This window comes from Skermanella pratensis (assembly GCF_008843145.1).
Lineage (GTDB): Bacteria > Pseudomonadota > Alphaproteobacteria > Azospirillales > Azospirillaceae > Skermanella > Skermanella pratensis.
Genome location: NZ_CP030265.1, coordinates 4,604,767 through 4,618,070 on the forward strand (window position 1 = coordinate 4,604,767; position 13,304 = coordinate 4,618,070).

General features: G+C 68.8%; 16 protein-coding genes. 7 read left to right on the top strand and 9 right to left on the bottom strand.

Annotation, left to right across the window (positions count from 1 at the left end; translation table 11 throughout):
• Genes DPR14_RS21175 through DPR14_RS21190 form a run of 4 tightly spaced genes read left to right on the top strand, consistent with a single transcriptional unit; the run spans position 1 to position 4,558 of the window.
• A complete protein-coding gene (locus DPR14_RS21175; protein ID WP_158046911.1) occupies positions 1–1,341 on the top strand; it encodes a murein hydrolase activator EnvC family protein in 1,341 nt (446 codons plus the stop codon).
• The gene (locus DPR14_RS21180; protein ID WP_192499074.1) at positions 1,342–2,730 is read left to right on the top strand and encodes a S41 family peptidase; all 1,389 of its coding nucleotides are present in this window, start codon (positions 1,342–1,344) and stop codon (positions 2,728–2,730) included.
• A gap of 16 nt (positions 2,731–2,746) precedes the next feature.
• Complete coding sequence (locus DPR14_RS21185) at positions 2,747–4,048, top strand: divergent polysaccharide deacetylase family protein (RefSeq protein ID WP_158046912.1); 1,302 nt, start codon at positions 2,747–2,749, stop codon at positions 4,046–4,048.
• A 27-nt stretch (positions 4,049–4,075) separates the two neighbouring features.
• The gene (locus DPR14_RS21190; protein ID WP_158046913.1) at positions 4,076–4,558 is read left to right on the top strand and encodes an RNA pyrophosphohydrolase; all 483 of its coding nucleotides are present in this window, start codon (positions 4,076–4,078) and stop codon (positions 4,556–4,558) included.
• Here DPR14_RS21190 and DPR14_RS21195 read toward each other — a convergent pair.
• From DPR14_RS21195 to DPR14_RS21205, 3 genes are all read right to left on the bottom strand, one after another.
• Complete coding sequence (locus DPR14_RS21195; protein WP_158046914.1) at positions 4,539–5,786, bottom strand: sensor histidine kinase; 1,248 nt, start codon at positions 5,784–5,786, stop codon at positions 4,539–4,541. The genes DPR14_RS21190 and DPR14_RS21195 overlap by 20 nt on opposite strands.
• Positions 5,787–5,941: 155 nt before the next feature.
• Positions 5,942–6,820: a transglutaminase family protein gene (locus DPR14_RS21200; RefSeq protein WP_158046915.1), complete on the bottom strand. Its 879-nt coding sequence runs from the start codon at positions 6,818–6,820 to the stop codon at positions 5,942–5,944.
• Between the two features lie 193 nt (positions 6,821–7,013).
• Positions 7,014–7,427 carry a phasin family protein gene (locus DPR14_RS21205; protein WP_192499075.1) on the bottom strand — a complete coding sequence of 138 codons (414 nt, stop codon included), beginning with the start codon at positions 7,425–7,427 and terminating at the stop codon, positions 7,014–7,016.
• 470 nt (positions 7,428–7,897) lie between these two features.
• On the opposite strand from DPR14_RS21205, the gene DPR14_RS21210 reads away from it, so the two are divergent.
• Positions 7,898–8,332: a CHAP domain-containing protein gene (locus DPR14_RS21210; protein ID WP_192499076.1), complete on the top strand. Its 435-nt coding sequence runs from the start codon at positions 7,898–7,900 to the stop codon at positions 8,330–8,332.
• 136 nt (positions 8,333–8,468) lie between these two features.
• Positions 8,469–8,876, top strand: a complete 408-nt coding sequence (locus DPR14_RS21215) for a ribbon-helix-helix domain-containing protein (protein ID WP_158046918.1) — start codon at positions 8,469–8,471, stop codon at positions 8,874–8,876.
• A gap of 93 nt (positions 8,877–8,969) precedes the next feature.
• Here the strand turns inward: DPR14_RS21215 and DPR14_RS21220 are convergent, their stop codons facing one another.
• The 3 genes from DPR14_RS21220 to DPR14_RS21230 are packed head-to-tail and all read right to left on the bottom strand — an operon-like array spanning position 8,970 to position 11,340.
• On the bottom strand, positions 8,970–9,863 hold the full coding sequence (locus DPR14_RS21220; RefSeq protein WP_158046919.1) for a TIGR01459 family HAD-type hydrolase: 894 nt from the start codon (positions 9,861–9,863) through the stop codon (positions 8,970–8,972).
• A gap of 8 nt (positions 9,864–9,871) precedes the next feature.
• Complete coding sequence (locus tag DPR14_RS21225) at positions 9,872–10,963, bottom strand: quinone-dependent dihydroorotate dehydrogenase (protein WP_158046920.1); 1,092 nt, start codon at positions 10,961–10,963, stop codon at positions 9,872–9,874.
• Positions 10,960–11,340 carry a DUF952 domain-containing protein gene (locus tag DPR14_RS21230; protein ID WP_246148423.1) on the bottom strand — a complete coding sequence of 127 codons (381 nt, stop codon included), beginning with the start codon at positions 11,338–11,340 and terminating at the stop codon, positions 10,960–10,962. The genes DPR14_RS21225 and DPR14_RS21230 overlap by 4 nt, the downstream gene beginning before the upstream one ends.
• Positions 11,341–11,640: 300 nt before the next feature.
• On the opposite strand from DPR14_RS21230, the gene DPR14_RS21235 reads away from it, so the two are divergent.
• Positions 11,641–11,859, top strand: coding sequence for a hypothetical protein (locus DPR14_RS21235; RefSeq protein WP_158046921.1), 219 nt, complete (start codon positions 11,641–11,643; stop codon positions 11,857–11,859).
• 70 nt (positions 11,860–11,929) lie between these two features.
• Here DPR14_RS21235 and DPR14_RS21240 read toward each other — a convergent pair whose 3' ends face one another.
• Genes DPR14_RS21240 through DPR14_RS21250 form a run of 3 tightly spaced genes read right to left on the bottom strand, consistent with a single transcriptional unit; the run spans position 11,930 to position 13,304 of the window.
• On the bottom strand, positions 11,930–12,484 hold the full coding sequence (locus DPR14_RS21240; RefSeq protein WP_158046922.1) for a 3TM-type holin: 555 nt from the start codon (positions 12,482–12,484) through the stop codon (positions 11,930–11,932).
• Positions 12,481–12,984, bottom strand: coding sequence for a cell wall hydrolase (locus tag DPR14_RS21245; RefSeq protein WP_158046923.1), 504 nt, complete (start codon positions 12,982–12,984; stop codon positions 12,481–12,483). Before DPR14_RS21245 ends, DPR14_RS21240 begins: the two co-directional genes overlap by 4 nt.
• Positions 12,981–13,304: a hypothetical protein gene (locus tag DPR14_RS21250; protein ID WP_158046924.1), complete on the bottom strand. Its 324-nt coding sequence runs from the start codon at positions 13,302–13,304 to the stop codon at positions 12,981–12,983. The genes DPR14_RS21245 and DPR14_RS21250 overlap by 4 nt, the downstream gene beginning before the upstream one ends.

Genomic DNA, 13,304 nt, shown 5'->3' on the forward strand with positions numbered 1-13,304 from the left:
ATGCGGAGGGCGGCATTGGCGGCGGCTGCCCTCCTCGGCGCTGCGGGCGGTTTCGGCGGGCTTTCCGGGGGCGGGCCTTCCGGGAAACCGGCCTGGGCCCAGGCCGACCCCCGCGCGTCCCAGCGCGCGCTGACCGAGATAGAACGCCAGATCGAGGCGGGCCGGCAGCGGGACGCGGCGCTCGCCCGCTCGGGCGAGGCGCTGGAGCGGGAGCTGGAAGGGCTCCGCGGCCGTCTGGTCCAAACCGCCGACGAGGCCGCCCGGCTCGAAACCGAACTGACCGGGCTGGAGGAGACGCTCCGCGCCCTGGAGGCGGAGGAGACGGCCCGGTCCGGCAAGCTCGACGCCGACAAGGCCAGCATCGCCGAACTGCTCGGCGGGCTCCAGCGACTGTCGCGCATCCCGCCCGAAGCCATGATCGCCCGCCCGGAGTCGCCGGTCGACACCCTGCGCAGCGCGCTGCTGCTGCGCTCCGCCGTGCCGATCCTGCGCGAACGGGCCGAGGCCCTGGCCCTGTCCCTCCAAAGGCTGGCCGACCTGCGCGCCGACCTGGCGGCCCGCCGCACCCAGGCGCAGGACGCCCGCACGGCGCTGGCGGCCCGCCAGGACGAGATCGCCAAGCTGGTCGAGCGCCGGCAGGAACTTCAGCAGCAGACCGAGGCGGAGCGCCGGCAGGTCGCGGATCGGATGGCCAGGCTCGGCAACGAGGCGCAGGACCTGCGCGGCCTGATCGAACGCCTGGAACGCGAGGCCGAGCAGCGCCGCCGCGAGGAGCAGCGGCGCAAGGCCGAAGCGCTCGCCCGGGCCAAGGCCGAACGGGAGAAGGCGGAGCGCGAGCGGGCCACCCGCGAGGCCGCCGCGGCCGCGGAGCGGGAGCGCGAGATCGCCGCCTCGATCACGCCCCCGACCCCGCCCGACCGGGACCAGCCGGATGGCGGATCGCGGGAGGGGGCGTCGCGCCTTCCGGTGGCCGGCCAGGTCACCACCCGCTATGGCGAGGCGGACAAGTTCGGCGTGACCAGCCGCGGGCTGACGGTCTCGGCCCGGCCCGGCGCCCAGGTGGTGGCGCCGTCGTCCGGATCGATCATGTTCGCCGGGCCGTTCCGCGGCTACGGCCTCATCTTGATCGTTGAACATCCGAATGGATACCATAGTCTTATCGCAGGACTGGGCCGTATCGACACCAAGGTCGGCCAACGCGTTCTGGCGGGCGAACCTCTGGGCGTGATGGGTAGCCCGGCGGACGGCTATCCCGATCTCTACTTCGAGCTGCGACGGAACGGTCAGCCCATCAACCCGCAGCGCGGCCTCCCCGCTTCCGATGGGAAAGGACAAGGTTAGATGATGAAAACGATCAGTGCTGCCGCCCTAGCGGGCATATTATTCCTGGCGCCGGCTTGTGCGATCGCCGAGACCAACACCTCGGAAACCTATAGGCAGCTCAACCTCTTCGGCGACGTGTTCGAGCGCGTCCGGTCCGAGTACGTCGAGTCGGTCACCGACGAGCAACTGATCGAAACGGCCATCAACGGCATGCTGACCTCGCTGGACCCGCATTCCAGCTACCTGAACCGCAAAAGCTTCCAGGACATGCAGGTGCAGACCCGGGGCGAGTTCGGCGGGCTCGGCATCGAGGTCACCATGGAGAACGGCCTGATCAAGGTCGTCTCGCCGATCGACGAGACGCCGGCCTTCCGCGCCGGCCTCCAGCCGGGCGACCTGATCACGCACCTGGACGGCGAGGCGATCTCCGGCATGAACCTGGCCGACGCGGTCGAGAAGATGCGCGGCCCGGTCGGCAGCGACATCAAGGTGACGATCCGGCGCGGCGAGGGCGCCGAGCCGTTCGACGTCAGCATCACCCGCGACACCATCAAGATCCAGTCCGTCCGCTACCGGGAAGAGGGCGACGTCGGGTATATCCGCATCACCACCTTCAACGAGCAGACCCAGATGGGCCTGGAGCGGGCCGTCGAGCGGCTGGAGAAGGACCTGGGCAACAAGCTGACCGGCTATGTGATCGATCTGCGGAACAATCCGGGCGGGTTGCTCGACCAGGCGATCTCGGTCTCCGACAGCTTCCTGGACAAGGGCGAGATCGTCTCGACCCGGGGCCGCAAGCCGGAGGACGGGCAGCGGTACAATTCCAAGGCGGGCGACCTCGCCAAGGGCAAGCCCATCGTGGTGCTGATCAACGGCGGCTCGGCCTCCGCGTCGGAGATCGTCGCCGGCGCGCTCCAGGACCACCGCCGGGCGATCGTGCTGGGCACCCAGTCCTTCGGCAAGGGCTCGGTCCAGACCATCATCCCCCTGCCCGGCCACGGCGCCATGCGCCTGACCACCGCGCGCTACTACACGCCATCGGGCCGCTCGATCCAGGCGCTCGGCATCAGCCCGGACATCGAGGTCCAGCCCGCGCGGGTCGAGGAGATCCAGCAGGGCCTGCGCCGACGCGAGTCCGACCTGCGCGGCGCGCTCCGGAACGACACCGTGACCGGCAACCAGCAGGGGCAGCCCGCCCCCCAGGCGGCTCCGCCCGCCCCGGCCCCGGCGCCAGGCACTCCGGCACCCGGCACTCCGGCACCCGGTCCCGGTGCGCAGGGGACGCCCCAGGGCGAGGACGGCGACGCGGCGGCCGCCGCGGCCAACGACCAGTTCGACTACCAGCTCGCCCGGGCGCTCGACCTGATCCGCGGCGTTTCGCTGTTCAATACCCGCGCCGTCAACTGAGGCCCGCGCATCCCCGATGGCAACCGCCGCCAAACAGGCTCCGTCCAAGGCGAAAGCCCCCAAGGCCAAGTCCAAGGTCAAGGTCGCCATCGACATCGCCGCGATCCGCCGCGCCGCGGCCCAGGCCTTCGCCAAGCTGAAGCCGCGGCGGCGGAAGGCGGCCGGGCCGGTGGTCGACGGCGAGCGGACGCTGTCGACCGAGATCGACACCGGGGTCGAGCGCAACCTGGTCACCCGGCGCATCCGGACGGCCGTCCTGGCGGCGAAGGCGACGGCCGGGTCGCGCAAGGGCCGCCGGATCGCGGCGGTGCTCGCGATCCTGCTTCCCGTCCTGCTGGCCGGCGGGACGGCGGCCTGGCTGGTGGACGGGGCCGAGGAGACCGAGCGGGAACTGGAGGCGGCGGTACCCCGCATCGTCGTTCCCGTCCTGGCGCCCGACAGCGGCGGGGTGATCCAGGCCGAACCGGCCAAGGCGGCCCAGGCCGTCATCAACTCGCCCTACGACCCGGTCCCCATGACGCCGGCGCCGGCGGCGGGCCTGATCGAGGACTCGCCGCGCGGTCCGCTGCCCCGGATCGCGTCGGACGGCAGGACGCCGTGGCAAACCTATGCCCGGCCCTTCTTCCACGACGACAAGCGCCCGCGCATCGCCCTGGTGGTCGGCCCGCTGGGGATCTCGTCCAACGCGACGCTGCGGGCCATCGAGGGGCTGCCGGGCGCCGTGACCCTGGCTTTCTCCAGCACCGCGGGGCAGCTCGGCACCTGGGTGGACCAGGCGCGCCGGCTGGGACACGAGGTGATGCTGGACCTGCCGGCCGAACCTGCCGACTTTCCGCGCAACGATCCCGGTCCCGGCGCCCTGCTGGTCTCGCTCGACGGCGACCGCAACCAGCAGAGGCTGCTGGGATCGCTCGGGCGGGTATCGGGCTATGTCGGCGTCCTGTCCCTGTCGGGTACCCGCTTCACGGGCGCCCCGGACAGCGTCCGCCCGATGCTGGCGGAAGTCAACCGGCGCGGCCTGATGTTCCTGGACGCCCGCGCCGGGGCCCGCAGCATCGCCGCGCGGGAAGCGACCCGGATCGGCCTGCCCCGGGCCATCGCCGACACGCTGGTCGACGAGGTTCCCTCCCGGTCCGCGATCGAGGCCCGCCTGCGCCTGCTGGAGGATGCGGCGCGGCTGGACGGCGCCGCGGTCGGCATCGCCCAGCCCTACCCGGTCACGCTGGACCAGCTCAGCGAATGGATCAAGACGCTGGAGGGGAAAGGCATCGTGCTGGCCCCCATCACCGCGCTCGTCAACAAGCAGGCCGACCGGTAAACCGTCCGGCAGGAAGACACCCTCCCCATGAGCAAAGCGGACAAACTGCCCTACCGCCCCTGCGTCGGCATCATGCTGGTCAATGCCGGCGGCAGGGTCTTCGTCGGCCGGCGGCTCGACACGCCCGACGCCTGGCAGATGCCCCAGGGCGGCATCGATCCCGGCGAAACCCCGCGCGAGGCGGCGCTCCGCGAGCTGGTCGAGGAGATCGGCACCGCGGCCGCCGACGTCGTCGCCGAGACGGCGGGCTGGCTGCGCTACGACCTGCCGCCCCACCTGATCGGCAAGGTCTGGAAGGGCAAGTACCGCGGGCAGGAGCAGAAATGGATCCTCGCCCGCTTCACCGGCGCCGACGCCGACATCGACCTCGCCACCGAACATCCGGAGTTCGACGCCTGGCAGTGGGTCGAGCCGGACCGGCTCGCCGGGCTGATCGTCCCTTTCAAGCGGCCGATCTACGAGGCGGTGGTGACGGAGTTCCGGGACCTGCTCACGCCTCCGCCAGACTGACCGTACGCGCCTCCAGGCGTTCGGCCGGGAAGTACAGGGTGATCGTCGTGCCTTGGCCGCTGACGCTGTCCATGCGCAGCCTGCCGCCATGCAGCTCGACCAGCCGCCGGGTCAGGGGAAGTCCAAGCCCGGTCCCTTTCTGGCGGCGGTTCATGGCGTTGTCGATCTGGCTGAACGGCTCCATCGCCCTGACCTGCTCGTCGGGGCTCATCCCGATACCGGTATCCGCGACGGCGACAGCCAAATCGCCCGTCTCCGTCAGGGTCGCCGAGACCGTCACGCCGCCGCCGGCCGGCGTGAACTTGACCGCGTTGGAGACCAGGTTCAGGACCATCTGGCGCAGCTTGCGCTCGTCCCCCCGGAGCGGCGGCAACGGCGCCGGAACCTCCGCCCGGAGCGTGACGCCGCCGCGCTGCGCCAGCTCGGCGAGAATGCGGACGCTGGAGCCGACGATGGACCGGACGTCGACCTTTCCCTCGCTCAGTTCCAGCCGGTTCGCCTCGGCCTTGGACAGGTCGAGCAGATCGTTGATCAGGTCGAGCAGGTGATGGCCGCTGACGCGGATGTCGGCCGCATACTCTCCGTAGCGCTCGCTGCCGAGCGGCCCGAACACCTCGGACTCGATCAGTTCGGCGAACCCGATCACCGCGTTGAGCGGCGTGCGCAGTTCATGGCTCATATTGGCCAGGAAGCTGCTCTTGGCGGAGTTGGCCGCCTCGGCCGCCCTGCGGGCCTCGTCCAGCTCGCGGTTCTTGGCCCGTGCCTGTTCGACCGACCTCCCCATCAGCGCCAGCGCCGTCGCGATCCCGCGGTATTCGCCCCGCTCCGTAATGATGAAGCCGCTGACCAGCGCCTCGGGCTTGTCGTCGGCGATGCGCTGGCTGACCTCGTCCAGGCTGAGGTCCACGTCCACGACCAGCGGCAGCCGGTCCATCAGGAGCGAAATCGGCCGGCGCTCGTACAGGTCGCGGAGCAGCGGCTTGGCGAAGGTGGCGAACAGGTCCGGCCGGGCGATCATGCCGACCACCGCGCCGCGGTTGACCACCGCCAGCGCCGGCCATTCCGGATAATCGGCGAATATGTCGTAGACCCGCGTACAGTGGGCGGCCGGATCGATCGACGGCAACGGGATGACCAGATCACCGGCCCTGAAGCCGCCTTCCCCAGGCGCCGCCCTGTTCGGTCCTGGCGAACGGTAGCTGCGCGGCACGGGCGCACATGCGGACATGACGTCCTGCCTCGAAATTTCGTAAAACCGTTACCCACAATATAGCGGAAGCCGATGACGGATTTTTGACGCTCCGGTTTCAATACCCGCAAAAGATCTCGCGGCGGCCAGTCATTCCCGGACCGCCACTCCCCAGGTTTATATTCCCCGGGTCTCTATTCCGAGGTGACGGTCACATCGACATCCATGCCCAGGAAGTCCTCCGCCTCGCCGAACCAGTCGCCGCTCAGGGGAACGGCCTGCGCCGGGTCGCGGGTGACCGCGACGCGGATGAGGCCGGCGCCGCCGACGATACCGTTGGTCGGGTCGAACTCGACCCATCCGGCGCCCGGCAGGTAGATCTGGACCCAGGCATGGGTGGCGCCGCCGCCGACGCGGCTCTCGGGATCGCCGTCGACCGCCGGGTCGTACAGGTATCCCGAAACGAAGCGGGCGGCGAATCCCAGCGTCCGCGCCGCCTCCATCATCAGGAGGGCAAAATCGCGGCAGGTGCCGGTCCGGCTTTCCAGGGTCTCGGGCGGGCTTTGGGTCCCGACGGCGACCCGCGCCTTGTAGGTGAAGCTTTCCTTGATGGTGCCGGTCATCGAGACCAGCATCTCCTGGGTTTCGGTCGGGCCGTCGGTCCGGATGAACTGCTTGGCCCACTCGTCGACCAGATGGTCCGGATCGGGAAAATGGCGCTCCGTCGTCCGCCCGAGATCCGGGATCTCCTCGGCCGAGTAGGAGAAAGGATAGGTCTTCGCGTAGTCCTCGATCGGGAAGTCGGGGTTGGACAGGCCGAAATGGTCCAGGCGGATGAAGCTCTCGAACCGCAGCTCGGTCGCGGTCTGGTCGAAGGAAGCGATCGCGATCGAATTGCCGAAGACGTCGTGCATCCATCGGACATTGGTCGGCGGCGGGCTGATCACCATCCTGGTTGCGAGCAAACGCATGTCGTGACTGTCTCGCGGCCTGAACATCAGACGGTGCTCCCCGAAGCCCACCGGCGTCGAGTAGCGGTACACGGTCACGTGCCTTACGTTCAGGATGGTCATCGTCGTCACCTTCGCCGGCACCCGAAGGGCACGGGCGCGGCATCAACGCAACCACCGGCCAAAGGTTCCCGGCGCTTCCCGAGCCGGCGAGGCAGCCCGCGAACGGACAAGGCCGCGCCGATGCCGGCGCGGCCTGGACGACTTCCTGACGCTGGTCAGGCGCGGCAGCGGGGCCGCTGCCGCGCCCGGCTGCTCAGGCGGCCTTGGAGACCGTCAGTGCCTTCAGTTCGGCGACGCTTTCCTGGGTGCGGGAGCTGATGACCGAATAGGCTTCCCGGCCGCCCTTGGCAGCGATCTCCGACAGTTCGCGGACCTGGGCGCTGACCTTGTCGGCCGTCGCCTTGGCGAGTTCCGCCTGCATGTTCAGGGAGGTCGGAAGATCCTTGACCGCCATGACGGCCTTGGTGCTCTCCGCGGAGTCCTTCAGGTTGGCCTCGGCGATTTCGACCTGGCGCTTGAACAGGGACTGGGTGGTATCGGCGAAGATCCTGCCGACCTTGACCATGGCTTCGAAATTGCGGTTCTGCGCGTCGATCAGCGCTTTGACGTCGAGATTCGGAACCTGGCCGTTGAACAGCTTGCCGAAGTCGAAATTGTTCTGGGACATCTGTTGGAACTCCAATAGTTTCATTCTTGTTGCACCGCAGCAAACTGATGCCGCGTTTATAAGGGCCGTCGCCTGACCTTGCCAACACGGAATCGCTCACCCGGATCGCCAAACCACAGCGGCAGACATTTTGCCGCAGGCAGGCTCTTCATCGGCAGACGAAGCGGAGATTCCGGAAGTCTCGACCAGCATAGAATAGACGAATCGGTACGCCAGCCTCGCCCTGTACTTCGACCTCACTATGGACAGACCGACTTGTTGATGTCCGTTACCGGAGCATCTCCATGATCCACCCCCTTTGGCTGAGTCGAATTTTTGCGGCCTGTGCTATCGATACAACATCTTTCCTTGCTGGGGGGACGGGCGACGCTGTAGAAGAAGAGAAACAGGCCAGGGGGTAGACGATGCCTTTTCTCCGGTTAGCCCGATCGGGAGTTGCCGCGGTTCTTCTGTCCCTGGCGGCGGCGTCCTTGTCCGGCCCGGCCCTGGCCGGATACGTGAACTGCGTCCAGTTCGTCCGGCAGGCGGGCGCGATCGAACTCTCCGGCAATGCCTGGATGTGGTGGCCACAAGCCAGGGGACGCTACGAGACGGGACAGCGCCCCCACCGCGACGCCGTGATGGTCTTCCAGCGGACCAAGGCGATGCCGTTCGGCCACGTGGCCCTGGTGAGGCATGTGCTGGAGTCGCGCATGATCGTGGTGGAGCACGCCAACTGGGCGCCGCGCGACGGCGCCAAGGGCCGGATCTCGCGGGACCTGGTCCAGGACGTTTCCCCCGCCAACGACTGGACGGCGGTCCGGGTCCTGTACCGGCCGACGCGGAGCTTCGGCAAGGTCTACGCCGCCAACGGCTTCATCCATCCCAACCCGCCCGCCCCGGCCGAACAGATCATCGAGCCCTGAACCTCCGGATTAATCCATCTGTGTCATTTTTGGGTAATTTGCTTCTCCATATAACTTTCAGCGTTGTCATACGATCGTCTGCATAGTACCAAAGCCATATCAGCTTTCGCCCAATGCATATGTGGCTAACAGAGTAGTGGTGGTGTCGATGCAAGCGACGAATATGGACACGGCCTTGATCTGCCGTAACGTGACTGTCTCGGGACGCCGGACCAGCATTCGGATGGAGCAGGTCATGTGGACCTCGCTTACCGATATCTGCCGGCGCGAGGAGCGGTCCATCAACGAGATCATCTCGATGATCGATGAAAAGCGAGCCGACACCAACCTGACGGCGGCGATCCGGGTTTTCCTGATCTGCTACTTCCGGGATGCCTCGGCCTTCCAGAGCCTGCGCTTTTCAGGAATGGCGGAAGAGTCGGATTTCGACGTGAACGGGGAACCGTCCCCGGACGAGGGACTTCGGTGCGGCGCGCTGGTGAATACGGCGCTCGACGCCGTCGGCCCGCGTCGCCCGGCGGTGGCCGAGCCCGGCGCGTACTGACATCCGGGTTATCGGGAGAAGAATGCCTCGCAGGCCGGCGTCGGTCCTGAAGACCGATGCCGGCCTGCGATTTGGATCCATGCCTCGCGACCGTTACCAGTGGAACCGCGGGATGGCACCCTGCGGAAGATGGCCGCTTGCCGCTGCCGCGGCGGCCAGCTTGGCCGGGTCGGGATGCTCGCCCCAGGCGGTGGCCAGCTCTTCCAGGTGGATGCCGCTGGTCACCAGGAGGGCGTCGATCCCCGCGGCGTTGGCCCCCGCCACGTCGGTCCGGAAACTGTCGCCGACGGCCGCGATCCGCGTCCGGTCATGGATTCCCAGCAGGTCGAAGCAGCGCCGGTAGACCGGGGCGTGCGGCTTGCCGTGATAGCGCACCGAGCCGCCCAGTTCCTCGTAATGTTGGGCCAGCATGCCGGCGCAGATCGCCATCTTCGTGCCGACCACCACGACCAGGTCGGGATTGGCGCAGACCATCGGGAGCGAGTGGGCGGCGCAGGACTTCAGGATCGCCTCGTAGTCGGCGATCGTTTCGTCGAAGCTGTCGATGCCGGTATTCACGACGAAGTCCGCCTGCGCCGGATCATCGACCAGCTCGAGCCGGAGCCCCTCGAACACATCGGTGTCGCGCGGCGGCCCGATATGGAGGCAGCGGCGCCCGAGGCCCGCGTGCCACTCGTCCGGCGGATCGGCCAGGGCGTCGTGCGTGGCCTCCCCCGATGTCATCAGGTGGTCGTAATGGTCCGGCGTGATGCCCATGCCGGCCAGCTTCTCCGCGACGCCGGCACAGCGGCGCGGCGCATTGGACAGCAGGCAGACGCGCTTGCCCGCGGCCCTGAGCCGGTCGAGGCAGTCGATCACGCCTGGATAGGCCTCGACCCCGTTGTGCAGGACGCCCCAGAGATCGAGGATATAGCCGTCATAGCGGTCCGCCAGCGCGGCGATCCCGGGATGGACGGGAACCGCCGCGGGAGTTTCTTCGGAATGCATGTCGCCCTTCAAGCTGCGGGAGAAACGGGTGAAGCCCGCCGGTGATCGGCCCCGACGGCATCCTTCAGGGAAGAGAACCCGTCGGCGCGCAAAAGGGCAGCAAGGTCGCGGTTGATCTCGCCGACGAGACGGGGCCCCCGATAGACCAGGGCGGTATAGAGCTGGACCAGCGAGGCGCCGGCGCGGATCTTGGCATAGGCGTCCCGGCCCGACTCGATGCCGCCGCATCCCACCAGCGGAAGCCTGCCTCCGGTCAGGCGGTACATGTCCGCCAGCACGGCGGTGGACGGCGCCATCAGGGGGGCTCCGCTCAGCCCGCCGGTCTCGGCCGCGACCGCCGGAGGCAGTCCGGGAGGGCGGGAGACCGTCGTATTGGAGACGATCAGCCCGTCGATGCCGCTGGCCAGCGCCACCTCCGCGATGTCACCCTTGTCCTCGTCGGTCAGGTCGGGCGCGATCTTCAGCAGCAGCGGCGGCGGCTTGCCGGAGGTGACCGCCTCGGCCCGCGCGGCCAGCGACCGGTCGAGCAGTTCCGCCAGCGGTTCGCGGCCCTGGAGCGTGCGGAGGCCGGGCGTGTTGGGCGACGAGACGTTGATCACCAGATAGTCCGCGAGCCGCGCCACCCGGCGTATGCCGATCACGTAGTCGGCCGCGGCGTCCGCCGTCTCCTTGTTCTTGCCGACATTGGCCCCGACCAGCCCCGGCCGGCCCGACCGGGCCTCCAGGCGGCCGGCGACGGCGTCCAGGCCGTCATTGTTGAAACCGTAGCGGTTGATCATCGCCCGCTGCTCCGGCAGGCGGAACACGCGCGGACGCGGGTTGCCGGACTGCGGGCGGGGCGTCACGCTGCCCACCTCGACGAAGCCGAAGCCCTGGGCCAGCATGGCGTCGGGGACCTCCGCGTTCTTGTCGAACCCGGCGGCGAGGCCGACCGGATTGGCGAAATCCAGACCCCACAGGCGGCAGGCCAGGGCCGGGTCGGCAGCGAGGCGGTTCGCCGGCACCAGGCCGGCCTTCAGGGCCGAGACGGTGAGGCCGTGGGCCGTTTCCGGGTCGAGCCGGCGAAGCAGCGGCCCCGCGACGGGAAAGAGGTCGATCAATTTCCGTCAATACTCCGGGGATCGTCGGCGAGAGCCTGCGGGAAGCGGTGCCGGCCGTCGGGACCCAGCGGCAGGGGATCGACCGCGACGACCGCCTCGACCGGCAGGGCGCCGTAGAGATGGGGGAAGAGTTGCCCGCCGCGCGACGGCTCCCATTTCAGGGCGGGGCCAAGCCGGTCGGCGCGCACGCTCAGCAGGACCAGGCCGGCCTGCCCCTTCCTGTGCTTCGCGGCGCTCTCGACGATCTGGGCGGCGGTGGAGAAATGGATGAAGCCGTCGGCCGCGTCCTGGGACGAGCCGGGATAGCTTCCGGTGCGCTTGGCGGCCGTCCATTCCTCGGCCCGGCACATATGGTAGATGACGGTGTCGCTGGTCATGGCCGGGACACTAGCCCATGCGCGCCGCGCTGCAAAGGCCGGCCGGCTTCCTGGAAAACCCTATTCATTTTGCAGAATGCGAGACGCGATGCGCGGACCCTTCGGCAATTTGCAAAGCCGAACCGGTTGCTAATCTGTCGCTAACCATGGCGAAGGGGTAAGTTGGAGTCGCGGCACCCCGGCGGCGACACCTAAGTCCATGTTTCGCCATACCTTTTATTTCGTACCCGAGACAACTATCGAACTTCCGGGTGACTGGCACCGATCTTGCCTTTACAGGTCCACCACCAGGAGGAAAACATGGATACGCGACTGCATTACAAAATCGACGAGAAGCGGCCTTCCAGCAACGCCATGAACTATGCGCTGAACGTGGTCGAGACCATGGGCGATACCGGCCTGGTCAGCGTCCCCATCAAGCCGACCACCGCGATGCTGACCGCCGGGGCGCGTTCGGGCCATGTCAGCGTCGAGACCGCCTGGAAGATCTACCAGGCGATGATCAACGAGGAAGGCTGACGTCCCGCCCAGGCCAGGCGGTCCAGACCCTGACGGCGCGGCGGCATCATGCCGCCGCGGCCGCCAAGCCTCAGGACGTCCCCTTTCCGAGTCGCCGGGCCAAGACTGCGAACGGCCCGGCCTCCGGCCCATCGCCCGCCGCGACCCGCTTGTCGTCGGACCTCTTGTAGACATATATGCCCAGCACGCTGAGACCGACGGTCCAGATCGTGCCGAGCGAGGTCATCGCCGTGATGACCAGGTTGGCCTGGCCGGGGTCGGCGACGATCACCCAGGCGATGGCGAGCATCTGGGCGAGCCAGGTCAGCGCCATGATGTAGCCGAAGGTCGGCCGCATCCGCCTGACATAGGCGTCCTCCGACGCGACTTCCGCCCGAAGGCTCCGGTTCACCTCGGTCAGCGCGACCCGCCGGTCGGCGGAGTCCAGCTCGGCCATCCGTTCCATGTGGCGGTTCGCCTCGGCGACCGACGCGGCCGGGATGCTGCCGTCGCCGACCGCGGCATCCACCGCCCGGACGGCCTGAGCCGCCTGGGCCGCGACGGGGCCGTCGATCTTCTCCAACCCCGCCCCGACCGCCTTCAGGAGCAGCGGCAGCCCGAGCTGCGCCAGCACCAGCGGGATCATGACGGCTCCCCGCCGCCGACCGCGTAGAACAGGCGGTCGCCGATCTCCGCGGTCGGCGCCAGCCGGGCCGCCCAGTCCGGCAGGACCCCGCCGTCATGGTACAGGGTGGCCCCTCCGGTCGGATCGTCCAGCACGCCGGCCGCCGCCCGCCGGGCGATCCGCAGGCAGGTGGCGAACAGCAGGGCGTCGGACGATGCCCGGCCGACCCTCGCCGGAGCGGCCGGCTGGACGACGGACAGCCGGAAGCGGTCCGGGTTGTCGGCGCTCCAGCAGGGAAAGCGCCGGCAGATGTCGGCGATGGCGACGCCGGGTTCCAGGGCCGCCCGGTTCATGACGACGGCGGCCACCGCCTCGATGCCGCGCAGCGTCCCGGTCCGGGCCTCGCCCCACAGGGTACGGGCCAAGACGTCGATGGTGCCGTCGTCCGGCCGGCCCGGAACGGGTTCCGTGACGGGCGGCGGGGCGGGAGATGCGACGGGCACCAGCCTCCGGCGGGTCATCGCCGCTCTCCCGACCGCTCGGCCTGGATCAGGGCCGCCCCGTCCAGCTTCGCGTCGATGCGCAGCAGGTGGTCGGTCAGCCGGCGCTCGACGTCCTTCAGGTAGCCGACGGACACGTAGGTCTTGGCGACCTCCAGCTTGTAGGCCGACAGGCTCTCCCGCATCTGGGACAGCGCCGTCTCGGACAGGCGGTGGACGCGGTCGAGCGCCTCCTCGGACTCCTGGCGGACGTGCCAGATCAGCCAGAACAGGGCGGCCAGCATCGGCAGCTCGACCACGGTGATCCACCAGGAGAGATTGATCCCGGAAGCTTCAGGCAT

Bases quoted from the DNA above. Each gene is read 5' to 3' on its own strand.
- DPR14_RS21175 (WP_158046911.1), top strand. From the start codon at position 1: ATGCGGAGGGCGGCATTGGCGGCGGCTGCCCTCCTCGGCGCTGCGGGC.
- DPR14_RS21180 (WP_192499074.1), top strand. From the start codon at position 1,342: ATGATGAAAACGATCAGTGCTGCCGCCCTAGCGGGCATATTATTCCTG.
- DPR14_RS21185 (WP_158046912.1), top strand. From the start codon at position 2,747: ATGGCAACCGCCGCCAAACAGGCTCCGTCCAAGGCGAAAGCCCCCAAG.
- DPR14_RS21190 (WP_158046913.1), top strand. From the start codon at position 4,076: ATGAGCAAAGCGGACAAACTGCCCTACCGCCCCTGCGTCGGCATCATG.
- DPR14_RS21195 (WP_158046914.1), bottom strand. From the start codon at position 5,786: ATGTCCGCATGTGCGCCCGTGCCGCGCAGCTACCGTTCGCCAGGACCG.
- DPR14_RS21200 (WP_158046915.1), bottom strand. From the start codon at position 6,820: ATGACCATCCTGAACGTAAGGCACGTGACCGTGTACCGCTACTCGACG.
- DPR14_RS21205 (WP_192499075.1), bottom strand. From the start codon at position 7,427: ATGTCCCAGAACAATTTCGACTTCGGCAAGCTGTTCAACGGCCAGGTT.
- DPR14_RS21220 (WP_158046919.1), bottom strand. From the start codon at position 9,863: ATGCATTCCGAAGAAACTCCCGCGGCGGTTCCCGTCCATCCCGGGATC.
- DPR14_RS21230 (WP_246148423.1), bottom strand. From the start codon at position 11,340: ATGACCAGCGACACCGTCATCTACCATATGTGCCGGGCCGAGGAATGG.
- DPR14_RS21235 (WP_158046921.1), top strand. From the start codon at position 11,641: ATGGATACGCGACTGCATTACAAAATCGACGAGAAGCGGCCTTCCAGC.
- DPR14_RS21240 (WP_158046922.1), bottom strand. From the start codon at position 12,484: ATGATCCCGCTGGTGCTGGCGCAGCTCGGGCTGCCGCTGCTCCTGAAG.
- DPR14_RS21245 (WP_158046923.1), bottom strand. From the start codon at position 12,984: ATGACCCGCCGGAGGCTGGTGCCCGTCGCATCTCCCGCCCCGCCGCCC.
- DPR14_RS21250 (WP_158046924.1), bottom strand. From the start codon at position 13,304: ATGCCTGAAGCTTCCGGGATCAATCTCTCCTGGTGGATCACCGTGGTC.